At 39.8% G+C, this 26,559-nt stretch carries 14 protein-coding genes; 7 read left to right on the top strand and 7 right to left on the bottom strand.

The window, feature by feature from the left end:
* Window positions 1-48: 48 nt before the first annotated feature.
* Genes KO513_RS16365 through kduI form a run of 3 tightly spaced genes read right to left on the bottom strand, consistent with a single transcriptional unit; the run spans window position 49 to window position 2,886 of the window.
* On the bottom strand, window positions 49-1,245 hold the full coding sequence (locus tag KO513_RS16365) for a DUF4861 domain-containing protein (protein WP_252735914.1): 1,197 nt from the start codon (window positions 1,243-1,245) through the stop codon (window positions 49-51).
* Between the two features lie 4 nt (window positions 1,246-1,249).
* Window positions 1,250-2,044, bottom strand: coding sequence for a gluconate 5-dehydrogenase (locus KO513_RS16360; RefSeq protein ID WP_215914319.1), 795 nt, complete (start codon window positions 2,042-2,044; stop codon window positions 1,250-1,252).
* Between the two features lie 2 nt (window positions 2,045-2,046).
* Entirely contained in the window at window positions 2,047-2,886 is an 840-nt protein-coding gene (gene kduI / locus KO513_RS16355) for a 5-dehydro-4-deoxy-D-glucuronate isomerase (RefSeq protein ID WP_038233566.1), read from the bottom strand.
* A gap of 221 nt (window positions 2,887-3,107) precedes the next feature.
* On the opposite strand from kduI, the gene KO513_RS16350 reads away from it, so the two are divergent.
* The 4 genes from KO513_RS16350 (at window position 3,108) to KO513_RS16335 (ending at window position 11,719) form a co-directional block, all read left to right on the top strand.
* The gene (locus KO513_RS16350) at window positions 3,108-7,208 is read left to right on the top strand and encodes a hybrid sensor histidine kinase/response regulator transcription factor (RefSeq protein ID WP_215914318.1); all 4,101 of its coding nucleotides are present in this window, start codon (window positions 3,108-3,110) and stop codon (window positions 7,206-7,208) included.
* A gap of 136 nt (window positions 7,209-7,344) precedes the next feature.
* A complete protein-coding gene (locus KO513_RS16345) occupies window positions 7,345-8,568 on the top strand; it encodes a glycoside hydrolase family 88 protein (RefSeq protein ID WP_215914317.1) in 1,224 nt (407 codons plus the stop codon).
* On the top strand, window positions 8,558-10,141 hold the full coding sequence (locus KO513_RS16340; protein WP_215914316.1) for a DUF4955 domain-containing protein: 1,584 nt from the start codon (window positions 8,558-8,560) through the stop codon (window positions 10,139-10,141). Before KO513_RS16345 ends, KO513_RS16340 begins: the two co-directional genes overlap by 11 nt.
* 15 nt (window positions 10,142-10,156) lie before the next feature.
* Entirely contained in the window at window positions 10,157-11,719 is a 1,563-nt protein-coding gene (locus KO513_RS16335) for a sulfatase family protein (protein ID WP_215914315.1), read from the top strand.
* A gap of 96 nt (window positions 11,720-11,815) precedes the next feature.
* On the opposite strand, the gene KO513_RS16330 is transcribed toward KO513_RS16335, so the two are convergent.
* Window positions 11,816-14,770: a DUF5060 domain-containing protein gene (locus KO513_RS16330; protein ID WP_215914314.1), complete on the bottom strand. Its 2,955-nt coding sequence runs from the start codon at window positions 14,768-14,770 to the stop codon at window positions 11,816-11,818.
* 423 nt (window positions 14,771-15,193) lie between these two features.
* Here KO513_RS16330 and KO513_RS16325 point away from each other — a divergent pair, with 423 nt between their 5' ends.
* From KO513_RS16325 to KO513_RS16315, 3 genes are read left to right on the top strand one after another with little or no spacing between them, the layout of a single operon-like run.
* Entirely contained in the window at window positions 15,194-16,174 is a 981-nt protein-coding gene (locus tag KO513_RS16325; RefSeq protein ID WP_252735913.1) for an FAD:protein FMN transferase, read from the top strand.
* A complete protein-coding gene (locus KO513_RS16320) occupies window positions 16,171-16,383 on the top strand; it encodes a DUF4266 domain-containing protein (protein ID WP_215440038.1) in 213 nt (70 codons plus the stop codon). Before KO513_RS16325 ends, KO513_RS16320 begins: the two co-directional genes overlap by 4 nt.
* 26 nt (window positions 16,384-16,409) lie before the next feature.
* The gene (locus KO513_RS16315; RefSeq protein WP_215914313.1) at window positions 16,410-17,714 is read left to right on the top strand and encodes a DUF3570 domain-containing protein; all 1,305 of its coding nucleotides are present in this window, start codon (window positions 16,410-16,412) and stop codon (window positions 17,712-17,714) included.
* A gap of 24 nt (window positions 17,715-17,738) precedes the next feature.
* Here the strand turns inward: KO513_RS16315 and KO513_RS16310 are convergent, their stop codons facing one another.
* The 3 genes from KO513_RS16310 to KO513_RS16300 form a co-directional block, all read right to left on the bottom strand.
* The gene (locus KO513_RS16310; protein ID WP_215914312.1) at window positions 17,739-21,617 is read right to left on the bottom strand and encodes a PKD domain-containing protein; all 3,879 of its coding nucleotides are present in this window, start codon (window positions 21,615-21,617) and stop codon (window positions 17,739-17,741) included.
* A 190-nt stretch (window positions 21,618-21,807) separates the two neighbouring features.
* Complete coding sequence (locus KO513_RS16305) at window positions 21,808-22,512, bottom strand: 4'-phosphopantetheinyl transferase family protein (protein WP_215914311.1); 705 nt, start codon at window positions 22,510-22,512, stop codon at window positions 21,808-21,810.
* A gap of 10 nt (window positions 22,513-22,522) precedes the next feature.
* Complete coding sequence (locus tag KO513_RS16300) at window positions 22,523-26,548, bottom strand: non-ribosomal peptide synthetase (protein ID WP_215914310.1); 4,026 nt, start codon at window positions 26,546-26,548, stop codon at window positions 22,523-22,525.
* Between the last annotated feature and the right edge of the window lie 11 nt (window positions 26,549-26,559).

Below are 26,559 nucleotides of genomic sequence, written 5' to 3'. Positions count from 1 at the left end.
TACGGTCTTTCCCTTTGTTTACTCTAATTGGAAAAAGGCAATACCTTTCTATTTTAAATACCTTATCTGTAGTGGAGATTGAAGCTTCTTTGAAAATTCTTCCAAATAACTTTCCCATTCCTTAGCATTTGAAAATTGTCCGCTCTCTTTCCAAGCAAACCCGGCATAGTATTTCGCAGTACCGTCTTTTACCTTTAGTTGGGCATACACGTTATTTTCATCTGGCTTCCCATTTTGATATTCTTCAACTGCTATTAAGTCTTTTGAATTACTAATAATAGCCGTACCCAATTCTGATTTTCCGTGTGGCTGCCAGTAGCTTACAACACCTTTGGACTGGTTTATAGTGGTCTTACCATCATTTTCGTGCATTGTCAAACCTGCAGAAACCTGGTCCGTTCCTTCAATTTTAATGATAAATTGAGAGAGGTTAGAACCATAATCCAATGATATATGCTTTTCTTCCGTAACAATGTCTTCCCCAGCATTCCAATCCCCATATTTTAAAACAAAGCTTGTTCTAATAGGCCCGGTAGTTACTCTTTCATAACTGACAAAGTTCTTTGAAACATGGTACGTACTATCTTTTTTAATCGCAATACCGCCCACGCCCCTACTCACTCCAACATGAAAATTATCCAAACCTTCACCTGTATCTTTATGATAAGTTCCATCGGTTTCCAGTTCTTTTTTATACCACTTGTTGATAATTGGGTAATCTACCTTTTTTAACCAGGCGTCTATTCCGCTAGACAGAGTTCCTCCGGGAACACCGTCTTCTTTTAATTTCTGGGCCGTTGGGCCATAGGTTCTAAAAGCTACACGATTGTTTTCCCAAGCATAATCATCTGTACGCTCGGGAACAAACCGTGAGTAACAAGCGGGTTCATTCGCTTCTTCCACAACCTCTGTAGACGGAATAATCTCAAAAGTCTTTACCTCATTGGGTTGCATAGTAGGTTGAAACAAAAGCTGGTCAAAACGCCCATCTCCGTCATTGTCTACAGCTTGCGAAGTTATTTTCGCTTTTGCGGACGAATCAATAAGTTCATACGATTTTGCCGAAACCAAAACCTCTTTTTTAAAAGGAACCGCTTGTAAATCTATTTCAACCGTTTCCAATGTCCTAGACTCATTTAACGGGTTCGTCAGTTCTATTTGATAGATTTCTTTGGTAGTGTCCGCGCAACCTGTATGTATTATCATTCCACAAACCCCAATCGCAACTAATAACTGTCTTTTCATAGGCTTATTTTTCGTTGGATGGTTTTCCTATTGTGGCTAAAATTCCCCCATCAACATAAAGTACATGTCCGTTTACAAAATTACTTGCCTCGGAGCTTAAAAAGATGGCCGCCCCTTGGAGCTCATTGGGATCTCCCCATTTGGCCGCTGGGGTTCTATTGATAATAAATTCATTGAACGGATGCCCGTCAACCCGAATAGGTTCTGTCTGTGACGTCGCAAAATACCCCGGTCCAATTCCATTTACCTGAATATTATGTTTGGCCCACTCCGTAGCCATATTCTGGGTAAGCATTTTTAAACCTCCTTTGGCAGCTGCATAAGCTCCTACCGTATTTCTACCCAATTCGCTCATCATAGAGCAAATGTTAATAATTTTCCCTTCTTTACGGGCAATCATACTTTTGACTACATGTTTTGATACAATAAACGGACTCACCAAATCAACATCTATAACCTGTTTAAAGTCCGCCACTTCCATATCCTCAAGCGGGGTTCTTTTAATAATACCCGCATTGTTCACTAGAATATCTATTTCACCTACTTCTTTCTGTATTTTTTGAATTGCTTCTATTACCGCCTGCTCATTGGTTACATCAAATTTATAGCCGTGGGCAGTAATTCCTTCTTTTTCATACACTTTAAGTGCCTCATCTATCTTTTCTTGTGACGAGTTTCCATTTACAATTAAGGTGGCACCAGCGTTACCTAAGCCTTTGGCCATAGCCATTCCCAACCCGTGTGTACTTCCCGTTACTAGGGCTACCTTTCCTTTTAAATCAAATAATGAAATACTCATATTTATCTTAGTTCTGTAATTTTTGCTACGTCCATATCACTATAATCAAGGTTCTCACCGGCCATACCCCAAATAAAAGTATAGTTAGATGTTCCGGAGCCACAGTGAATTGACCATGGTGGAGAGATTACCGCTTGGTGGTTCTGCATCCAAATATGACGGGTTTCTTGTGGTTGTCCCATAAAATGGCACACGGATTGATTTTCAGGCACATCTGTATAAAAATAAACTTCCATACGACGGTCATGAACATGAGCAGGCATAGTATTCCAAACACTTCCTGTTTTTAATTCAGTCATTCCCATTTGAAGCTGACACGTAGTAACGATACCTCCAATAATCATTTGATTCACGGTCCTATGATTGGCCGTTTCCAAACTACCCAACTCTAATTTATTAGCCTCTGCCCTACTAACTTTTTTGGTAGGATACGAAGCGTGTGCCGGAGCAGAATTAAAATAGAACAGAGCAGGCTCATTTGCATTGTTGCTCTTAAAAATAACTTCCTTTGCACCTGACCCAATATATAATGCGTCTTTATGCTCAATTTTATAAGAGGTTCCATCTACTTCTATGGATCCGGAAGCTCCTACATTAATTATCCCTATTTCTCTTCGCTCTAAAAAAAAACTGGACTTCAAAGGGTCTATCGCTTCAAGATGCAATGAGGTTTCTGGAACTGCCCCACCGGTAATATATCTGTCGTAATGGGAGTAGGTCATGTTCACTTTTCCCTGTTCCAGTAGATTTTCAATCAAGAACTCATCTCTTAATTGGGTAGTATCATACTCTTTTACAGCTTCTGGACTTGAAGCATATCGTGTTTCGTAATTCAATTTCATGTTTAAAAACAGTTTCGGTTATGTTTTTGTTTCAATTCTATTTTCTGTAGGATAAAAGTACTTTTTAACAGTCCAACCGTACGGGGCATATAGTCCAATAAAAGGGGGCTAATCATTCAATATCACGTATTCACAGGGCTGAGCGGAATTACCCTAAATTATAGCTTAGAAAATTCTCTGAAGAATCACTAACTTTTACCTTTTATAATACCTTATATGTAATGAAGTTTAATTTTGCCCTTGTTGTTCTCTTTGGCTTTCTCGTGCAATTACAAGCACAATCTCCCCACAAGGCTACCGACGAACTGAATTTTAAGAATTACACTACCGAGGAGGGACTTTCCCAACGTTCCGTAGTTGCCGTTGCACAGGATAAGCAGGGCTACTTATGGTTCGGTACGCGTTACGGGCTCAATAGATTTGATGGACATGAATTTAAAAACTACTACTATGATGCCACAAACAAAAATAGCTTAAGCAATAGCTGGATAAAAGTATTGTTCAGAGACGATAGCGGCATCCTATGGGTGGGGACAAAAAATGGACTGAATACCTATAACCCCCAAACCGATAACTTTGATAGGGTGCAAATTCCCAATCAAGAAAACAGACCTTTTAAAGGAGAAGTATATGATATTATTTCTGATGGAAACAAAGGAGTATGGGTAGCCGCAGATATTGGTTTAATGCACATAGATTCCGATTCTAAAGAAATCAACAATTTCAACGAATTATATAAGCCCGCTACGCTGGAATCCAACAGGGTACTATCACTCCTTAATTTAGAAAATGATGCTTTATGGATTGCTACCTCAAAAACAGTCCATTTATATAATAAGAAAGAAAATAAAATTCAGGCATATAGTTATCCAGAGGGTCAATCTCCCGAAAGCACAAAGAACTACCATACCGTTCTTTTCCAAGATAAGTCCGGTAGCATTTGGTTAGGTCACGACGGTGGACTTGCAAAACTTAACAAAGAGAAGCTGAAATTTATAGATTTTAAGATCGCTAAAAACTCAAAACCAATTGAGAGTCCCGTCCGTACTATTTATGAAGACGATGAACAAAATCTCTGGATCGGCTCCTACAGCGGACTATATTTTTTAAACAAAAAAACAGATGAGGTAACTCATCATGATAACGACCCAGAAGATCCTGAAAGCATTAGTCAAAATTCCATTTATAAAATAATGGAAGACTCTAGAGGAGACATTTGGATTGGCACATGGGCGGGCGGAGTCAATTACTTGAACAGAAAATCTAATATATTCAAAAACTACCAAATAGGTTCTAACGGCCTAAATTACCCTGTTGTAAGTTCTATTGTAGAGACAAAATCAGAAAATTTATGGGTCGGAACCGAAGGCGGCGGACTCAATTATTTCAACACATCAAACAACACTTTTAAACATTTTGTTCATGATGACGCTGACAAGAGCTCCATATCCAGCAACAATATAAAAGCCATTGTAAAAGATTACAAGAGTAATTTATGGATTGCCACACACAACAAAGGGCTTTCTTATGCTTTACTTGAAAAACAAGGGCCATCATTTAAAGATTGGGTAGACAAAACTCATACCTTCTCCAACTTTTCAACCAATAGGGCCACTTCTTTAATAGAAGACATGAATAATAACCTTTGGGTAGGAACAGATAATCGTGGGTTAAACTACTATGATACCAAAACTGGAAAAAGTTTTAGAATTGCCGACCCTAATAATATATTAGGAACTTTCATTAGTGCAATTACTCAAAGCCCAAATGAAAAAATCCTTCTTGTTGGTGGTGAAAACGGACTTGGTTCAATTTCTATAGACACCAAAGTAATAGAACCCATAAAATTTAAGGAAGGCACCCATACTCCGTATGATATTCAGAAAGTAATTAGTATTTACCCCCAGTCCAGCACCCAGTTATGGATAGGTACCGAAGGAGACGGACTCTATTCTTACAATCTAGAATCTAAAAAATCGGTACGGTACGGAATAAATAATGGACTCCCAGATGAAGTGGTTTACGGCATTCTCCCCGATAATCAAGGGTATATCTGGCTTAGTACAAACAAAGGTTTAAGTAGGTTGAATATTTCTACGGATGAAATAAAAAACTACTCGCAATCAGATGGTTTGGTAAACAACGAATTTAATTATGGAGCTTATTTAAAGACCAGAAAAGGAGATTTGATCTTTGGAGGAGTAAATGGTTTTACCGTTTTTAACCCTAAGGAAATAAAACGGGATTCTTTTATCCCCCCTGTACTCATTGAAAATTTAAAAATAACAAATACTACCCAAAAAATAGTAGACCACAGTTCCTCCAAATTTAAGTTGGCATACAATGAGAATGATATTAGTATTGAGTATGTAGCGTTAGACTATTCCAGACCAAATAACAATCAATACGCTTATATGCTAGAAGGGTTTGATTCTAAATGGCAATTTGTTGGCAATCAAACAAAAGCCACATACACCAATCTAGATCCCGGCAGTTACACTTTTCTTGTAAAGGCCACGAATAGTGACGGTGTTTGGAATGGGAAAACAGCCTCACTGGACATTCATATAAACCCGCCTTATTGGCTTACTTGGTGGGCATATATAATCTATGCAATTTTATTGGTAAGTGCTTTTTTATTGATAAGAAGATATACTCTTATACGCATTAAGGAGCGTCATGATTTAAGAAAAGAACGTCAGGAAAAGACGCAGATTCAGGAATTAAATCAATTAAAATTACAGCTTTTCACCAACATCTCACATGATTTCAGAACACCGTTAACCCTTATAACCGCTCCGTTGCAACGCCTTATTCAAGAAAAGAAAGGTGATGCGCAAATGCAAAGACAATTAACGGGTATGCAGCGTAACGCACGTATTTTGCTGCAACTTATAAATCAGTTGTTGGATTTTAGAAAGGCTGAAAATGGAAAGCTGAAAATGGCTTTTTCCAAAAATGATGTAATTCCTTTTATTGAAGAAACCAAAGCTTCCTTTAACGACCTAGCCCATGACATGGCCATACAATTTGAACTTGATGTTCCTGAGCCTCCATTGGAAGTTTGGTTTGATCGTATAGAAATGAAAAAGGTGGTTTTGAACATTCTAAGTAACGCATTCAAATTCACCCCTCCCAACGGTAAAATAAGCATCAAAATAACAACGGAGAACGATGCAATAAACATCAAAATAAAAGATTCAGGAAGAGGTATTAATGAAAAAGACATTGAATTTGTTTTTGACCGCTATTTCCAATTAGGCCAGAAAAATGATTTACGTTCTGGAACCGGTGTCGGCCTTGCCTTGGCTAAGGATATAGTTGTTCTTCACCAAGGTCAAATTAGCGTAGAAAGCGAGGTTGGCCAAGGTTCTTGCTTCACCATAAGCCTTCCATTGGGGAAAGAGCATATACAACCGGAAGACCTGATTTATGAAGAGCATATTACTGAAGCTGACCCTTTAGATTACTATGACCCTTCCACCTTAAAATCCAATTGGGTAAAAGATGAAATAGATAACGAAACCGATTTTCAAAGTGATGACAGCAAACAAACTATTCTCATTGTTGAGGACAACGTAGAAGTCCGAGCTTTTGTAAAAGGTATTTTCAATGATGAATTCAATGTACTGGAAGCCAATAACGGTATTTCCGGCATCCACTTAGCTAAGAACAAAACTATAGATTTGATTGTTAGTGACGTAATGATGCCAGAAATGGATGGTATTGAAATGTGCGAAACCCTGAAATCCGATATACTTACCAGTCATATCCCTGTTATTCTGCTTACAGCCAGAACCTCTTCCAAAATTCAAAAAATAGGTTTTGAGACAGGTGCCGATGCTTACGTGACCAAGCCTTTTGAAGCGGAATTATTGAAGCTACAGGTGCAAAATTTATTGGCTACCCGAAAAAAACTTGCCAAGAAATTCAGAACCGATCTTGTATTAGAGCCTAGCGAACTGGAACTGATATCTACTGACGAAGTATTTTTAAAAAATGCTATGGATATTGTGGAAAAGAATATGTCGAGTGCCGAGTTGAACGCAAGCTTCCTTAGCGAGAACATTAATATGAGCCAATCTGTTCTATATCGAAAATTGAAAGCCCTAACGGGCAATACCATTTCCGAATTCATTAGAGGTGTCCGTTTAAAAAGGGCTGGCCAGCTTCTGCAAGAAACCGAATTGAACATTAATGACGTTGCTTACGAGGTTGGTTTTAACGATATAAAGTATTTCAGGTCGTGTTTCAAAAAAGCCTATGGCAAAACGCCATCAGCCTTTAAAAAACAGTCCAACTTGAACCCCAAGAATGCGTAAAGAACTCAAAAACCCCTATTATTAACCCATTACTACCCCTATCAAAAGCAACATGCGCGGTAGTTTAGCTTTAACAAAAAGGTTTTCAGAAACCCTTATATAAGGTCTTAAAAGGAGAGCCTATTAACAAAGACAAATGAATATAAAAAAATACCTATCTATCGCTGTCGTGATTGTTCTTATGAATAGTTGTGCCACCAAAACCAACACTGTTACCAAAACAGAAGTTACAAAAACAAATGCTATTAATGTAGATGCAGTTTTGGCACATGCGGAGAAACAACTAGCCCTACAAACAGCAATTGCAGAGAGCCAAAATAAAATACCCAGAACGGTTACCGCAGATGGGGAAATGCATTGGGCCCACGAAAATTTTGACTGGACGGAAGGTTTCTTTTCAGGGAGCCAGTGGTTTCTTTATAAAGCCACCAATAATGAAGCTTGGAAAACAAGAGCAGAAAAATCCCAAGCCTTATTTGAGGAACACAAATACAAAACCACCAATCACGATTTAGGCTTTGTCTTTAACAACTCCTTTGGACACGGTTACGAGCTAACGGGCAATGACGATTTTAAAGCTGTAATGATTGAAGCTGCAAAATCTCTTTCCACAAGGTTCAATCCTACAGTAGGTTGTATCCAGAGCTGGGATGTAGACCGCGGATGGCAAGCGGAAAGAGGTTGGAAGTACCCTGTAATCATTGATAATATGATGAACCTAGAGCTTCTTTTTAAAGTTTCAGAATTTACTGGAGATCCTAAATACAAAGAGATAGCTATTGCACACGCAAACACCACTCTAAAGAATCATTTTAGAGCAGATAACAGTTCCTACCACGTAGTAGATTACGACCCTGAAACGGGTGACGTACGCTTCAAGCATACCGCTCAAGGCACGGCCCATGAAAGCGCTTGGACCAGAGGCCAGGCTTGGGGTCTATACGGCTACGCCCTTTGTTACCGCTATACCAAAGATCCAGCGTATTTAGATATGGCCAAGAAAATAGCCAGCTACATTATCAACCAAAAGAATCAAAAAAATGGTATCCCTTATTGGGATTATGATGCTGAAAATATTCCCAACGAACCTTACGATGTATCTGCAGCATGTGTTACGGCTTCCGCCTTGTTGGAGTTAAACACCTACACCAATGATGCTTACAAAGCTGATGTTGAGCGAATTTTGACTTCCCTAGCTACAGATGAGTTTACTGCTGAAATAGGCACTAATCATAATTTCATACTAAAACATAGCGTAGGAAGCATTCCGCATAATGCTGAAATAGATGTACCGCTCAATTACGCAGATTACTACTACTTGGAAGCTTTACTTAGATATAAAGAACAATATGAAAAATAGAGGTAGTTTCTCCATAACCTTGTTTCTCCTTTTTACTTTTTCACTGGCAATAAACTGTGCTGCACAAGAAAGTAACGTATGGTTAAATTACAAAAATGCCGTCCAGAACAACACAGAACCTATACTGCCCAACTTTTCCTATGCCGGTTACAGGTTTAGTGAAACAGGGATTCCGGAAGCTGCTCATAAAGTTTTTAGTGTTCAGGATTTTGGAGCACGTCCAAACGATGGCATATCCGATAAAAAAGCGATTATAAAAGCCATTGAAGCCGCTGAAACAAACGGTAGCGGAATTGTCTATTTTCCTGCTGGAAAGTACCTTATTAACACAAAGGACGATGATTTGAATACCATTAAAATAACATCGTCCAACATTGTTTTAAGAGGCCCGGAGAGTCCTTCTAACAAAGCGATTTTATTTTTTGAACAAGATATGCCCCCTACAGTACCTGAACACTTATGGACGTCTCCTTACGCTATACAAACCAAGACCGCCAAGGAAAGTACGTTCATCACAGATATTACGGGTGCCGCCGGAAGGGAAACCCATTCCATACAGGTTTCGGATGCTTCTAAAATTAAAAAAGGCGATTGGGTCATTGTTCAAGTAAAAGATAACGACCCCAAATTTGTAGAACAGGATATTCACCCCCTACCCTTAAACCCCAAATGGACGTCGATAATTGAAGACGGTGTACAGGTTAATGAACGGCACAAAGTTGCGTCCGTCTCGGGGAACAAAATAACTTTTGTAGACCCCATTCATTATAATATTTCCGAACAGCAGGATTGGAAACTATATACTTTCCCGCATTTATCAGAAGTAGGTTTTGAGAATTTGACCTTTGAAGGGAATTGGAAAAAAGATTTCGTACACCACCGCTCCGCACAAGATGACGGAGGATGGAGCATTTTAAACCTAACCGGATTAGCTGATTCTTGGGTTAAAAATTGTACGTTCACTAATATCAATAGAGCCATTTACTTTTCTCATTGTGCGGCTACAACAGCTCTAAATCTTGTGATAGATGGAAAAATTGGACACAGTGCCGTCAGTGTAGGCGGAGGTTCTACGGGTGTACTTCTCGCCTATATTAATGACAAGGACGGTATGCAACATGCATCTGGTGTGGGTGGCGGAAGCACTACCGGTACAGTGGTCTGGCGATCAAAACACCCGGCACACAGCAGTTTTGAATCACATGCCTCACAACCAAGATCCACCCTTTTTGATAATATTGAAGGTGGTTTTTTTAGCGGAAGAGCTGGTGGAGCGGTTAAAAACCTTCCCAACCACGGCAGGTATCTTGTACTCTGGAATTACAAAGAAACCGATGCCCCCGAAACGAACTTTCCTTTTGTTGCCAAGGATATGGAATATTGGCGCGTTGTACCTCCAATAGTTGTCGGTTTTCATGGTGCCGGCACCACTTTTAAACCAGATGAAGTACAAATTGTAGAAAGTTTAAACGCTCCCGTAAAACCGGAATCATTGTTTGAGGCTCAGTTAGAATTGAGGTTAGGAGAATTACCTAAGTGGATACAAGACCTTAAAAATGATTCCCCAAAATAATCAAGATTATTTTTTATGAAAAACGTACTGCTTCTTGCCCTTGTTTTAATGGCTTTAGGATGTAAAGATGAAAAAAAGACAGAACCGGTTTTAGCCAAAACTAAAGCCCCAAATGTTCTAATTATTTATCCAGACCAACTAAGGCGTTACAGCGCAGGGTTCTGGTCCAAAGAAAAATATAGAGCTCATGTCATAGGGAAGCCTGATCCCGTGGTTACTCCCCATATTGATAAATTGGCCGAAAACGGCGTGGTTTTTACGCAAGCCGTCAGCAACTTTCCGCTATGTAGTCCCGCACGAGGCATGATTTTATCAGGAAGGTATCCAGAACAGAACGGAATTTGGAACAACTGTAGAAAGGATCGGGACGAAAGTTTACGTGATGACATTGAAACAATAACCGACCTGTTCTATGACGCTGGTTATAATACTTCCTATTTCGGCAAATGTCATTGGCTGAAAAACGAACCCTTATTTGACGAAAAAGGGACATACGTAGGTTCTACCGAAGAACCTGGCGGAAACTACATCAATAGGTATGACACCTATGTTCCCCCAGGGAAATCCAGACATAGTATAGAGTATTTTTATCAATCCATAAGAGATACACACTATGACCCATTGGTCTATAGCAATGACCCAAACACCATTAATGGCAAAAAGGATGGTGAATTACACGAACCCAAAATCTTCACTCCAAAAAATGAAGCTGAAAAAATCAAAAACTATCTTTTGAACAAAGGCAATGTACGTGATTCCAATAAACCCTTCTTTTTAATGTGGTCACTTAATCCGCCCCATAATCCTTGGAACGATGAAAATACGGATATGAAAACCCTTGCCAAGTACTACAATAAAGAAAAGTACCCAGAAGACAGCCAATTGGCCGTACGTGATAATGCCGATTTAAAAGTGGCCAACTACGTACGCCACTATTTTGCCAACCTCACCAGTGTAGACAACTATATTGGGCAGGTTTTAGAGACTTTAAAAGAAGTGGAAGAACTAGACAACACTATTATACTTTTTAGTTCTGATCATGGTGAAATGCTTGGCAGCCATGGCAAAGAAGGCAAAAATGTATTTGAAACCGAGTCATTGGCAGTTCCCTTTATCGTGCATTGGCCAAAGGGCTTACAAGGCGGCACAATAAACGATGCCCTCTTTGGCGGACCTGATGTATTGCCAACCGTAATGGGCTTGGCCGGGTTGAACAAAAACATACCTGAAGCTATTGAAGGGATTGATTTTTCTCCTCTTTTAACCAATTCCAACAAAAAAACGGTTCAAAAACCTGAAGGAATCTTACTCATGCTCGCCAATTCACGAGGCATACTCACCAATAGATATACGCTTTGTGTGGACCAGAAAAAGCACGGAGACGATAAAGCCAAAGGTTTACAAGAAGTTTATATGTACGACAATCAAGAAGACCCGTACCAACTAAAAAAACTTAGCATAGACGAACAACCCGAAGTGGCCGGAAACCTTTTAAGTATCCTAGGAAAAGAGCTTAAAAGAACCAATGACCCATGGTACCAACAAAAAAAGTTCAAAGATGTTATCCGATATGAATAATACCGGGACATCTTTGAACTCTTGTTCACCTAACAATTAAGAAAGCGGATACTTGTCATTTAGACGGAATCCGCTTTTCTAATGATGGCAAAACGACTACTTTGTTCTTCTAACCAAAATAGTCCAATCCTGTTGTTTTTTATCTGGCGATTTTCCTAAATCCACAACGGCACCACCAGACACTTTCTTGACCTTTGACTTTCTAAGGTCTCCCCCTTTTTTCGGATTGAACCATAATACTTCAAATTCACCGGAAGCATTGGACAAATCTAACTGGGCAGTTGGTTCTGAATTAAGATAAACCACATAGACTTCGTTTTCCTTTGCCAAACAGTAGACTGTATTTTCATTCTCCGTATTACCAACAAGGTCGTTTCTATTTTCTGTTTCCCAAAACGGAACATCATTCTTTTTGAAGAAATCCATGGCGTGTACCGCTTGATCCCAGAACAAGTCCCTAGAGCGGTAATCTTCACAAGTAAGGTCTGAATGTGGGTGTGCATATCCAAAATACCATTCATTACCCCATCCACCGGCCATGAACGTACCCCATAAGGCATTTCTACGGGCATTGTCATGATCAGGATTTTCAGCATCCGTAATTAACGAATGTTGTGCGTCACCGGGTTCATCAACCGCTACGGCCCATTGAAAACCGGCTTCCTTGGATGCATTCAACCAACGTAACACTTGCCCGTGCACACGGCTGAAATCTACTTTATTCGTTTGCACTGATGGTCCTGTAAGTCCGCTTTCAGGGCCTAATAAATCATCAAACTCAATTCCATTATGGATTACCAAATGATGATGATAAGGATCGTTCTTTTTAAAGTATGTGGTCATAGCCAAACGTTGCTCCTCCTCTTGCGGAGGTGTTGTTGGGTTTGTTACCCATTCACCATTCTCCTCACAAAGATTCCAGTTTAAAGCCAGATGATGCCCAAAACGCGCCATCAATTCTCGATAATACAATTTGGTATTGGCTCCAACACCGCCATTGTCCAAAAGCCCTTGGTTCTCAACTTCAAACATTTTAAAGTGAAGAAAAAGCCCCAACTTTTGGGCATGCTCAAAAATAATCTCCCATTGGTCCATTTTGGACACATCAATTCTATTATAGGTATCATAATCTATGTAAGGGAATACATTCTGATCATCTCCGGCAATGTTGTTGGTCAAGAATGAGACCGAGTTTAAACCTTTTGAAGCCAAATAGTTTAAAGCGCCAATGATAGCTTTACCCTTTCCGTTTTTCCAAGTTGGGTCATTCTGCTTGTAATCCTGTAAATGAGCCGACCAAGTTTTAACCATACCATCCTTATGGCCATCGTCCTTAAAAGTACCATCAAGGTCTACATAGGAAAGAAAATTTTCGGGCGCATCAGGACCTTGCTTTAAAAAATACTCACCTGTTTCGGCAAATTTCAAATAACGCTCCCCTACATATTGCAATCTTCCCTTAGCCCTAAAGTCGTTTCCTTCTTTATCTGTTTTTTCAACAGTAAAGGCTCCACTGGCACCGTCCATATAGGAACCACTGAGTCCCGTAGTAGGTTTTGTACTCACCGCTGAATAGTTTCCTTTTCTAAAATCAACCTTGTACGTCCACTCACCAGTTTCGTCAGGAGCAAAATGAACACGCCACTTATTTCCTTCTTCCGAAGAAGATTGTCCCGCATAACCATCAGCAGCAAAATAACCAGGTATCACATAGGATTTACCACTTTGCGCGTGAGCAAAAGTTACATTAAAGCGATAGTTCATAAATGGGTTGTAATCTGCTTTTTCTGAGGTTCTTGGCCCATCAAAAGTCAAGGTTATTTTATGCCATTTCTTAAGCTCTCCCGAAATTTTTAAATTGGCCTGCTCAGCCATTTTTTGTTGCATTTCCTCTAGCAGTTTCTTACCGGTTCCAGCTTCAACAACCACCAATCCGATCCATCTTGCTCGACTAAATTCCTTACCGTCCCTACTCTTTGGAACTGCCTTTATCCCTATTTCATCTTTACCGTTTAGCTTAATGTTATTGTAGACTTTTACATACTCCAAGCCTTCTTCAAACATATTACTGCTTAACGGAGTTCTGAAATCCTGAAAGCTTTCTTCATTTTTCCGTAAAGTATATACAGACCGGCCATCATTTTCGCCTACCGTAAACAACACCACATCATATGTGCCGTCACCTCCATCAAAGGGAAGAAAAGCCTCCGCTTCCTCATATTTTTCAGGATTGATGGCCAACCATTTTCTATCGTTATAAAATGAATTTTTAGTGCTTTTAAACCCCTGTGCCGGATATATTCTGGCGCTTGGCCTTACTTCCTTTGCCATAGCTAATAAATCATCAGAAGCAACCTCGTTAGTTTTTTCAGGATGAAAGCTACTATCCTTGGACAATATAAATTGGTCCATTTCAAAACCATCTTCCCTCATACTAAACTGAATATCATGCTCACCGGCCTTCTCAATGTCCAAATATATCAACCCTGGCACACCGCAGTGCACTTCTAGGGTTCTTTGGCTACTGCCCCATGTCCAAGCATCTTTACCTTCGCACCATTGCATACGCTGGCCCGACTCTGGCCATGTGCCATTTACCCCCACATGAATCCCATTATCTTCAGAACCGGTGCTATAGGCCCTTGCCCATACATAATATCTGCCAGGCGTAGAAAAGTTGACTTTATAATGCAAAATGGCCATCTTACCGGGCTCGTTGGAGAAATTTTCTCCTACTATAAGCTTTTCATCATGATTGGTACGCGTATCTGGTAATATTTCTACATATCGCTCTCCACTCGCGTCTTTATAATGCAACTTGTCCTCAGTACTTTTTAATGTTGATTTAAAGTTGGAATCTATTACATACCACTTACGGATATCCGTATTTGTTTGTTTATAAAAATCCTCCGCTTCCACAACTGCTTTTCCGCCAGTCTCGTTAAACACCTTGTTTTCCTGTGACTTAGCTTGAAAAAATCCAAATGTGGTCAAGGATAGTGCGACTAAGAAGTGTTTCTTTAAACTAGACTTCCTTTCTTTTTGTTTCATTGATGTTCTGTTTTCTATTTGTTGGAATTACTACTAAAATGTCTTCAGCAAATTTTCGTTCTTTTTAAGTATTGCTATCTTAGCATTAACCTCATCAAAGATACAGGCGTAACAAGCTAACAATACATTACTAATGCGATAAACAATTTGCACAAATTTTGCGCAAAACTTATGTAATCTTGTTTTTACACTATCTAATTTGCTAAAACCATACAATTATACTGAATAATTGGGTGATATTTCATTTTTAATATGCGCAAAATTGCGCAAAAAATTTTTATTCTTTTAATGAGTGTAACAGTTATCGTCATGCATTTTTCAAAAAAGATTCTTTTACGGACTACAACCAAGACCTAATAGATTCTATCTTATCTTTGCTATAGACGCAGTGTTTCGTTTCATATTCTAATTAAATTATAGGACTTGAGAAATTCCCTATTCGTACTATTCTTTTTGTTTTCACTATCCATAATTGCACAGGGTACTTTTACCAGAACACTAAAGTTAATGGGGAGCAGGTTTGATATTACTGTAGTTACCAAAGATTCAACCGAAGCAAATAAAAATATAGATTTGGCAGTGGCCGAAATTTCCAGAATTGAAGACTTGATATCTTCATGGAATCCCCATTCACAAACCTCTGAAATCAATAAAAATGCCGGAAAAAGTCCTGTAAAAGTTTCTACGGAACTCTACGACCTCATTGAACGGGCAATAGGCCTTTCCACACTTACCGATGGTGCTTTTGACATTAGTTATGCTTCTATGGATAAAATTTGGGTGTTTGACGGCAGCATGACCCAAATACCAGACACCACAGCCATTCAATCATCAGTAGCAAAAGTAGGCTTCCATAATATAGTTTTAAACCCTGAAAATAGTACCGTTTTTCTGAAAGAAGAAGGTATGAAAATAGGTTTTGGAGCAATTGGCAAAGGCTTTGCCGCAGACAAAGCAAAGGCTCTATTAATTGAAACAGGGGTTGCTGCCGGAATAATCAATGCTTCGGGAGACATGAATACATGGGGAAAACAACCCAATGGCGAGCCTTGGAAAGTTGCCATCACCAACCCAATGGACAAAAATAAGGTGTTTGCTTTACTACCCATTACACAAGGAGCGGTGGTTACTTCTGGTGATTATGAAAAATTCGTAACCTTAGACAGCAAACGATACTCCCATATCATTGACCCAAGAACAGGATTTCCGTCAACAGGAATTATTAGCGTTACCGTTTTTGCGCCAAAAGCGGAATTGGCTGATGCTTTGGCCACTTCGGTTTTTGTAATGGGTAAAGAAGTAGGTTTGAACAGAATCAATCAAATGCCCCAAATAGAATGTATAATAATTGACGATAAAGGAAATATATCTACATCCGAGCATATTGAAATAGAGAAATTATGATGAAACGATTTTTAATAGGAATAGGGGTTGCCGCCACAATGCATAGCTGCGTTGTAGTAAAAGAATACGAAAAAGTAAATCTCAGCGACCCGGATATGACCCTGAGCGACAAAAAATGTGACCGAAACGTTACCATAGCCCACTCCTATAGAGAAGCAGCTGTAGGGGCTAACGGAGGTAAAACAGGAGGTGGCTGCGGCTGCAATTAAGTTACAAGGTGATGCACAAACGAATTATGACTTCAATAAAAAACATAGCTTTTATCTTCTTGACAGTAGGACTTCAGTTTGCTTGGTCACAGGAGGAAAATCAGGGATATAAAAAACGGGTTCTTGAAACCACCGAAGTAGATTTTTTGACCAGTTATTATTCCCAAGATGGCGACAATGCAGCCGTAACCGGCGGAAAAGGCACAGAAGAACTAACGGATGTAACCGGAACAATTATCGTATCCATTCCGTTAAACGATGACGACGTACTTACCATAGATGCGGGCGTTTCCGCTTACACCTCTGCTTCCTCAAGCAATGTTAATCCTTTTGACAAAAAAAGTGATGCCGACCCATTTGTCGCCAGTTCAGGAGCTTCACAATCCGATACTTGGGTAAATCTAACAGGTAGCTACAGCCACAGTTCCGATGACAGAAACGATGTTTGGTCCGCGAAATTCTCCGTTTCCTCAGAGTATGACTACTTTTCTTTGGGTTTTGGCGGGAGCTACGCCAAACTCTTCAATGAAAAAAACACAGAAGCCAGCATAAACGCCAATGTGTATTTGGATAAATGGACCACCATATACCCTTTTGAACTTAGACCTTTTGGCAATGATGGTGTTGGATTTTTTAGACCCGATGAAATTACCGGAAACAGTAATTACACACCCAATTTTACCGAACTAGACAAAACCAACCGCAACTCCTACTCACTAGGACTTGGCCTTTCCCAAATACTACACAAAAATGTACAGGGGCTGATTTCCTTTGATATTATTAACCAACAAGGGCTTCTTTCAACGCCTTTTCAACGTGTATACTTTTCGGATGTACCGGACTCTTTTATAGAAAATTTTCAACTGGCGGATGATATTGAACGTTTACCTGATGGGAGGCTAAAATTTGCTCTAGGCGGACGTTTAAACTGGTACCTCAACGAAATCCTAACGCTTAGAACGTATTATCGCTATTATTTTGATGATTGGGGTGTCCGCTCACATACGGCAAGCTTGGAAGCAGCCGTTAAATTGAACGATAAGTTTACACTTTACCCTTCTTACCGATTTTACAATCAATCTGCCGCGGATTATTTTGCACCTTACGAAGGACACCTTTCCAATGAAGAGTTCTACACCTCGGACTATGACCTATCCGAATACACCGCCAACCAATACGGCCTGGGAGTTTCTTATACCGATATTTTCACCAAAATGCATATCTCAAAATTTGGCCTTAAGAGTATTGACCTGAAGTTTTATCAGTACGACAGGGACACCACATTTAGCTCTTCAATCATTACCGCAGGAGTAAAATTCGTTAGGGATTAAATTGAACCCAAAACCTATTTCCAACTAGTTCGAAATAAGCATTTTATGGATTGTTGACCCTCCATCTACAGTTACAACTTGAATGACGTACATTTCAGGTTTTAAAATACTTACGTCCATTTTATAAAGTTTAGGTTTAACCTGTATTGCATTACCCTTTTCCATTTTAACCAATGTTCCATCCATGGTATAAATAGCAATATATTCCGCTTCTTTTTGCTCTTTTTGAAGCGAAATATGAACTTCCGTATGTGCCGGATTGGGATATAAACTTACTGCACTTTCGCCCTGCTCCATCAATGAATCGGAACCAATTCCCGAATCCGTAATATTCCTAGACAACACATTAGCTTCTTTTTGTACGGTCGAATTTTTACTGCTCAGCGAACATGTAAAATCACTCTCCCCAAAACTGGTTGGAAGTTGCCCATTTTTAGTAACATATATTTTATCAAGCTTAGCACCTTGTTCCCTATGGGCAAAATCTATGGTGTTATTTCCCTCGTTCAAATTAAAAGTAACAAACACTGTCCTACGCTCCTTATCGTGCAATTGCCTCCAATTAAAACCATTGCCCCCTAAAATATAATTCCACTTTAACCAAGGCCCGTTATTTGCCCGTACCCAAAAACTATCCGTATCACCTGTTGGAGTATCTACTAGAGCATACAGGCGATACGTTCCTTCTTCAACAGAAAAGTCAAAACGTATCCTTGAACCGCCACCGGAAGGCGCACTATTAAAGTAATTGCCAGACGGCGCTTCTAAATACGTACCACCTGAAACAGAACTATCTGTTCTAAACAACCAATCAGCACCAACATCTGCACACTCCGCCTCTAGCCAAATATGGTCATCCAGACCAACCGCTTCCGGACTAACGACCACTGTCACCTCATCCGAATCTACTTGACTTTCATCATCCGTTACCGTTAACCGAAAAACATAAGAACCTTCAATTAGATTACTCACATTAAGTTCCGAAGTCGTAGCTGAAGACAAGGTAGCTGTACTTGGGCCAGTAACCTGCACCCATTGAAATGAAACCGCACCACCATCAGGATCGCTACCAGAACCATCTAAAACCACTTCATCTACAGGCAAAACTATATTTTGGTCTTGGCCTGCATTCGCAATAGGTTCAAGTGAAGGTTGCCCGCCTTCTCCGACAATCTCTATGGCATTTATAATCGGATGCCTAGAGCCTCTATCAGAAGCCAAGGCTGAAAAATCAATATTAAGCATACCATCCGTAACAGAAACCGAGTGCGTTCTTACCAATAACGCATCTGCTCCAACCAATGCAAAAACATCTAAATTATCCTCTACCAATTCATTCTCCAACTGTACATCAAAAACGCGACTGCCTATTCCTCCGGAACCTCCTCCTGTTGCACCAAACCATAGTTCGGCAAAATGTAATCTTACCGAATATGCTCCGTTGGGCAACGGAATATCATAACCCATAACCTGAGATCGGCTAAACCTAAAACTCCGGTACGGCTCAGGCAAACCTGTTTGTGGCCTGTTAAGAGTTGAGCCAGTGTCAAAATGCTGGTCGGCAGTAAAGTCGATTCCGTTATAAACTATAGACGAACCACCTGCATTAATAAATAATGAAAAAGCCCCAGTAGTAGGTTCTGGTAGCACTTTCAGTTTAACCTCATCAAAATCCGATTCGCCCTCATCATCCGTAACTTGCAATCTAAAGACATAATCACCCTCAACCAGGTTACTAACCGTTAGGTTTTTAGTATTTGCTCCGGACAACTGCACCCCACCAGGACCACTTTGTTTATTCCATTGAAAGGACACCGTTCCACCGTCCGGGTCATTTCCCGAACCGTTAAAAGTATAGGTTGATGTATCTTCCAAACTCACCGTTTTATCGTTACCCGCATTTACTTCTGGCGGAAAAGAAGGTTGCTCTCCATCACCTACAATTTCAATAGCATTAATTATAGGATGCCTGGACCCTCCATCGGAAGCCAAAGCGGAAAAATCAATGTTAAGAAGACCATCTTGTACTGTTACGTTAAAACTCTTTGTTAACAGGGTCTCCGCACCTACTTCAGCAAAAACATCAAGGTTATCAAGAACTCTACTATTCTCAATAGCCACATCAAAAACCCTACTACCAATACCACCTGAGCCGCCTCCCGTGGCACCGAACCAGACTTCGGCAAAATGTAGTTTTACCGTATAATCCCCATTAGCCAATGGAATATTGTAACTCATTTGCTGCGTACGGCTAAAACGTATGCTACTATAGGGTTGAGACAACCCTGTTTGATGCCTGTTCAAAGTACTTCCGGTATCAAAATACTGATCTGCAACAAACTCTTCCCCATTCTGCACCGCTCTTGGCCCACCGGCATTTATAAGCAATTTAGAACTGCCAGCAATGGGTTCGGGAAGGACTTTTACCAACACTTCGTCTGTGGCACTCTCATTTTCATTATCCGTAACAATAAACTGGAAAATGTAATCCCCTTCAATTAGATTGGAAGCCATTAGGTTCTTAGTTGTTGTATTAGCCAGAGTCGCCGTATTAGGTCCGCTTTTCTGCGCCCATTTATACGCTATCGCTCCCCCATCCGGGTCACTGCCGCTACCGTTTAATGTGATAGTAGCTGTAGGCAAAACAAGGGTTTGGTCTTCTCCTGCATCCGAAATCGGACCGCTATTTGTTATAGTGGACTTGTTTTCGAAAATTCGGGGAACAATATGATCCCAACCAATGGAAACCACATCTAAATCGCCATCATTATCAATATCTACCACCTGAGCTCCATCATGGTGATCAAAACCAGTTCCGCCAGCATCTATGGTATGCTTTATCCAATCACCGGAATCACATAAATCATTCTCAAAAACAAGCAATCTATTATCTCCTTTCCATTCGCCCACCACAATATCCGGGTCGCCATCGTCATCAATATCCGTAGCATAAAGGCTAAGGCTCGAACTAATATCTGTGGCCAACACATGTTTTATCCATGTGGAACTTGGGTTGGAAGGCGCTTCAAACCACGCAAATTCTTTGCGATCCGTGGCACTAGTACCAATTCCTAATTGCCCAACCACAGCATCCAAATCGCCATCCCCATCAAAATCGGCCAATTGCGACCTATCCGAAGTAGTACGATAACCAATACCAGTAGATATGGTAGTCCAATTGCCGTTACCGTCGTTTCTCAGCCAATTATCGGATTGAAATAAATCCAAATCCCCATCACCATCCAAATCGGCACTTTGCAAATCCTCTCCTAAGGAATCATCGCTAATATCCCTCAAGCTCCATGTACCGCTTTTGGGATCGGCCGGTACCGTCAACATTTGAACCGTAGAACCTGAAGATTCAGCGCCGTTCCAATTAATCGCAATTTGAAAAGGCCCGCCAGGCTGGAATACACCCGATGTAATACCTTGTATTTTTTTCTCCCAATACGTTGTTCTACCTGAAGGAATATTGGTGTGGATCGTAAAGTTTCCAGCGCCATCATTCTCCGCCCAAGCCATATCCGCACCTCTGTACGCACCTTGAGTACCCAATAAATCCTGATCTCCATCACCATCAAAATCATAAACAAAAGCGACGTTTTTAAACGGATTCCCTATAGTTTTTTGCTCCCAATTTCCAGAAGCGCTCCCAGGGTTTTTATACCACCATCCTCCTGCAACAATATCTTTTAGTCCATCTCCATTCAAATCTTCTTTGGGTAGAATATAAACGGCACGGTAGGGCAATTCCGAACTTTGTAATTCATGTGTTTGCCAGTCATTGGGGAAAGGGGTGGAGCTGCACGGATTTGAGGACTGGCCGTAGACCATTCCCGTAATCAACATATTCAAAGAAAGCACCCAAAAATAAACCGATAGAAATGTATTTTCTATTTTCATAATCTCTAGTTCTAGAAAAAAGGTTGGTTAAACGTTTCCGTTAAATTATGGTATTACAGCGACCCGTAATTCCGTAATCCTCAATAAAAATAGGCTTAAAAAATAGACAAGCAATAGATGCAATCACTTAATCGACTAGTTGCTATATTAAAAGACAAACAACTACAGGACAATTACTTAAAAATTAATCCTAAAAAGAATCATTAAAATGCTTCAGACCAAAACAAGAAACTTTCTGTACCGATACCGGTACACATAAGGCCACACAATACCCTATTAAATTATTGAACGAAAACAGCTTCCAAGTATTCTTTTCTTTAGAATCCCATTGAGTTCTTAAAAGTTCCGGGGCCTGATCAGCGATAGAAACAGAAAAGGAGGTTAAATCAAAAGAGAGTCCAACTCCCTTAGCCTTAATAAAGGCTTCTTTTCGCGTCCAACAATTAAAGAAAACCTGAGTTCTTTTCTCTTCCGGAAATGCCAACAAAGACGAAATTTCATCCGAAGAAAAGAAACCTTCCGCTATTTTAGCTACCTCAAAATCATTTTTTATTCGCTCCACATCTACCCCTAATTCTCCTGTATTGGTAAAGGCTATTACAATACTATCCCCTGAATGGGAAATGTTAAAGCGCAAGGGTGTGGAATGGGAATAATATGGCTTTCCAAATTCGTTATAACTAAAATTTATTTGAGCCGAATTAATTTGTAAATATCCCCCGGACAAGACACGAAGGAGACCTCTGGCCAGGACATATACTTTTCTATCCTTTTCAAACTTAAACCTATTTCTTCGCTCCAATTCATCCTGAGATAGCAACTGCAAATAGTCAAGTTCATGAAAATCACTTGTCTTAAAAGACCATACGTGTGCTTCGGTTTTAGATAACTCCATAGGGTTCCATTCAGCCTGTTTTTCTGCTAGTCTCAAAATTTTTCATACACGTATCTATACTGGCCGCCGTTTTCTCGGCATTTAAAGCATCTTCAAAAAGTTTGTCATGATGACCTTCCACGGAAACAACAATAACCTGTTTATTCGTCATCTTTTCCCATGAAGCCACTACTTTCTCATTGAAATTCACCTCTTTTTTATCAGTTAGCAGTAATTGTATATCATTATCTACGGGCTTCCAGTTGTACTGTCTATATAATTTGATATGATTATCATGTAACGTACGGACAAGCCTTTGACTACCACTGCTCATGAAAGACTTGTACTTTTCCTTGAGCGGCAGCATCAACTTTGACCTAACAAAACTACGAACTGCTTTTACCGGGTCCGACTTTAGCCTCTTTAAAAATGCCGTTGCCCTAACATTGGTCTGCGACGGAGCAAACAGACTAAGGTAGTCCGCCATAGTGTCTGCTATGACAAGATTTACCGAATCATTCATTTCATTCAACAATCTTGTAACCTCCATACCAATGGCCGTATTGAAACAATACGCTATAAAGTGATATGGCCCTTGGGGTTGTACTTTTTTAATTTCCTTTATGAAATCAATCGCCATCTGATGGACGCTTCTATGCAGTACAAGTTTATCTTCATGACCCGATGCCTGCAGTGCATAAACCGGACGGTCTTGATGCAAATGTTTTGCAAACTGATTGTAATAAAAGAAATGGGTGCCACCGGAGTGCAAGCAAAATAAGCCAGGTTTTGTTCCTCCGGAACGAATAGCCACTAAATGCTTAAATTCTGAGGTGTCAAAAGCTTCTGCCCGCTTTTGTTTTTCAGTTTCTATATGTCGAGTAAGCTCAGCAATAGTCTGATACTGGAACAATTGATTGGGAGACACCTCTATTTTTTCCGATTTCGCTTTTGAAATAACCTGTATGCTCAATATAGAATCTCCCCCTATATCAAAAAAATTCTCATGTAAACCAATTGAAGGGAGATCCAAGACTTCTTTCCAAATAGTTGCCATTTTTGTTTCAAGCTCTGTAGACGGATGTTCCATTTCTACAACAGTGCCGCGCACTACGGAAGGTTTCATACGAGACAGACTTACCTTATCTACCTTACCATTAGGCAAAAGTGGAAACTCCCCCACTTCTATTATCCTAGATGGCACCATATATTCGGGTAACTTCTCTTTTAAAAACAGTTTAAGTGCCCTTTCCTCAACTGTACTGCTAACCGTAATATAGGCCTCCAAACGTTTGTTGTCCTCTACCATGGCCACTGTAGCAGTCACCTTATCGTATTCGGATATGGTTTTCTCTACCTCATCCAGCTCAATTCTAAAACCGCGTACTTTAACTTGATGGTCTGCCCTTCCTAAAAATTCAATAGTTTCGTTATTCCGGTACCTGCCTAAATCACCCGTTCTGTAAATTGTAGCAGAGCCTACTCCCAACGGATTCTTTACAAACACCTTTTCAGTAAGGTCTGCTCTATTAAGATACCCATTAGACACTCCTGGACCTCCTATATAGATTTCCCCAACTGCACCGTAGGGAACCATACGCTTAGCTTCGTTTAGAAGATACACCTCTGCATTAGCAACCGGCCTACCAATGGGCACATCGTCTAAGCTATTACTCTTTTCTACCTTGTGCGCAAGACACCAAACTGTGGCTTCCGTAGGCCCATATTCATTGTACAAATGTACCGAGGGCAGGTTTTTATAGTGGATTTCACACAAAGAACGCGTGCAGGCCTCACCCGCGACAATAACGGTATCCAGACTTTTTAGTTTTGTAGTACTTCCATGCTCCAGTAAAACTTTATACAAAGAAGGAAGCATAAGGGTATGGCTAACCTTGTGTTTCTCTATCAACCCCTCTATTTGAGTAAGGTCTTGCTCTATTCTATTTTCGGTTAGGATAAGATAGCCTCCTGTACAAAGTGTCCAAAAAATTCCAGCTTTGGAACTATCAAACGAAATGGAGGACATTAACAAAAAAGCACTCGGATTTTTAGGGTAAAAATCCAATCTCCCTGCTGTTGAATTGATAATGTTCTTATGGGTTATGGGTACACCTTTAGGTTTTCCTGTACTTCCTGAAGTATAAATAACATAGGCTAAATCGTCTTCTTTTACCTCGGGCAGAACAACATCTAACTCCACATCAAAATCAACGGTATCAACTAAAATAGTATTCTTGTTAGTGCCATCAAGAACTTTGGTGAGACTACTATGTGTCACAACAATATTGCAATTGGCATCTTCCAAAATAAAGCTTAACCTTTCCATGGGATAATTGGGGTCCATAGGCAGATAGGCACACCCAGCTTTAAGAATAGCCAATAAAGAAACTATCATTTCAACTGACCTATCCATACAAAGCATTACTATCTCGTTTCGCTTCTTTGTTTTTTGGAGTATGGCTTCAGCAATTATTCCTGACCGCCTATCCAATTCTCCATAAGACAAGAACACATTGTTAAATGTCAACGCATTACGATTCGGAATCTGATGTGATACATCAGATATAATATTGTGAATTCCAGGATAAGTTTTGAAATGATTTCTGCCTTCTACAACTTGGGGGAACAATACTTTTTTCTCCTCTATGGTCATCATTGGAAGTTGACCAATAGATTCATTAGGGTTTGTAATTACCCCATTCAATAACATTTTATAATGCGATAAAAAACGAGAAATAGTAGTAGATTCAAATAAGTCCGTATCATATTCAAAAGCCAAAGAAAGAGTTCCTTTTGACTCAGAGATGGACAGCGTTAAATCAAATTTAGAAACCTCGGTATCAAATTCAGTTTCATCTACTAAATGTAAATCAGTCCCAAAAGAAGGTGTGGCCGTAGCTGAATGGTATAAGAACATTACTTGAAAAAAGGGACTTACCGCTAAAGACCGTTCAACCTTCAATTCTTTTACCAATACATCAAAGGGTATCTCTTTGTTGGAAAAAGCTGAGAGCGTATTGGATTTTACAATTTCCATTAGGTTTAAAAAGCTACTGGAATCCTCTACCCTACTTCTCAAAACCACTGTATTGATAAAAAACCCAAGCACTTTCTCCAAAGACTTGGAACTCCTATTAGCAATGGGGGTTCCTACCAAAATATCCGACTGTCCCGAGTACTTATACAAAAGAATGTAATACACGGTAAGCAAGAAAACAAAGGGTGTTGTGCCAAGTTGTTTTGATGTATTCAATATGTCCGAAGACAACTCTTTGTCTAGTGGCAAGGCTTGTTGCTTCCCCTTAAAAGATGGTCTCGCCGGTCTCGTACGGTCTGTTTGCAGATTTAAAATAGGTAAATCTCCCGATAACGATTTTCTCCAATACTCCAATTGTTTTTCATCAATTGGTGTGTTTCGTTCCCAATATGCATAATCACAATATTGAAGAGTTTCATCTGGAATATCCAACGATTGTCCGGATAATAATTTCAGGTACGTGTCTGCTAATTGTTGTTTTAAAACATCTATAGACCATTCATCTATTATAATGTGATGCATGGTAAAAAACAGAAGCGTTTTGTTTACAGAAAGCTTAATTAAGGATACCCTTACCAGACTTGGAACGGACAAATCAAACACCTGTGATGACTGTTGCCGCATAACCGCCTCTGTTTCTTTTCCTACTTCAGATTTCGTTAAATGACTAAAATCATATTCCTTAATTTCAGGAACATTGTTATGTGTTTTAACTATAGGACTACCGCTAACAGTTGGATAATAAGACCTTAAAACCTTATTAACTAAAAATATATGCTCAAGACTATCTTTTAAACATTCAACTTTTAAATCTCCTTGAAAAGTAAGTGCCTCTGAATAATTATAAAAAGGGTTGTCTTTATACAACTCTTGAAGAAACCATATACGTTGTTGCCCTGAAGACAAGGGCGCCGAGCTTGTATCAGGAGCCTTGGGAATGGTTGTTAAAACAACCTCCTTCTCTTCGCGATTTTTCCACCGGCTTAATAACGAATTATTTTTATCACTTTTTTCCAAATGCTAAATCT

Origin of the sequence: Zobellia sp. B3R18 (assembly GCF_018860715.1) — a bacterium.
GTDB lineage: Bacteria > Bacteroidota > Bacteroidia > Flavobacteriales > Flavobacteriaceae > Zobellia > Zobellia russellii.
The sequence above is the reverse complement of the archived record's forward strand: the minus strand, read 5'-3'. Positions and strand labels throughout refer to the sequence as shown.

Excerpts from the sequence above, each read along its gene's own strand:
- KO513_RS16365 (WP_252735914.1), bottom strand. The coding sequence starts at position 1,245 with ATGAAAAGACAGTTATTAGTTGCGATTGGGGTTTGTGGAATGATAATA.
- KO513_RS16360 (WP_215914319.1), bottom strand. The coding sequence starts at position 2,044 with ATGAGTATTTCATTATTTGATTTAAAAGGAAAGGTAGCCCTAGTAACG.
- kduI (WP_038233566.1), bottom strand. The coding sequence starts at position 2,886 with ATGAAATTGAATTACGAAACACGATATGCTTCAAGTCCAGAAGCTGTA.
- KO513_RS16350 (WP_215914318.1), top strand. The coding sequence starts at position 3,108 with ATGAAGTTTAATTTTGCCCTTGTTGTTCTCTTTGGCTTTCTCGTGCAA.
- KO513_RS16345 (WP_215914317.1), top strand. The coding sequence starts at position 7,345 with ATGAATATAAAAAAATACCTATCTATCGCTGTCGTGATTGTTCTTATG.
- KO513_RS16340 (WP_215914316.1), top strand. The coding sequence starts at position 8,558 with ATGAAAAATAGAGGTAGTTTCTCCATAACCTTGTTTCTCCTTTTTACT.
- KO513_RS16335 (WP_215914315.1), top strand. The coding sequence starts at position 10,157 with ATGAAAAACGTACTGCTTCTTGCCCTTGTTTTAATGGCTTTAGGATGT.
- KO513_RS16330 (WP_215914314.1), bottom strand. The coding sequence starts at position 14,770 with ATGAAACAAAAAGAAAGGAAGTCTAGTTTAAAGAAACACTTCTTAGTC.
- KO513_RS16320 (WP_215440038.1), top strand. The coding sequence starts at position 16,171 with ATGATGAAACGATTTTTAATAGGAATAGGGGTTGCCGCCACAATGCAT.
- KO513_RS16315 (WP_215914313.1), top strand. The coding sequence starts at position 16,410 with ATGACTTCAATAAAAAACATAGCTTTTATCTTCTTGACAGTAGGACTT.
- KO513_RS16310 (WP_215914312.1), bottom strand. The coding sequence starts at position 21,617 with ATGAAAATAGAAAATACATTTCTATCGGTTTATTTTTGGGTGCTTTCT.
- KO513_RS16305 (WP_215914311.1), bottom strand. The coding sequence starts at position 22,512 with ATGGAGTTATCTAAAACCGAAGCACACGTATGGTCTTTTAAGACAAGT.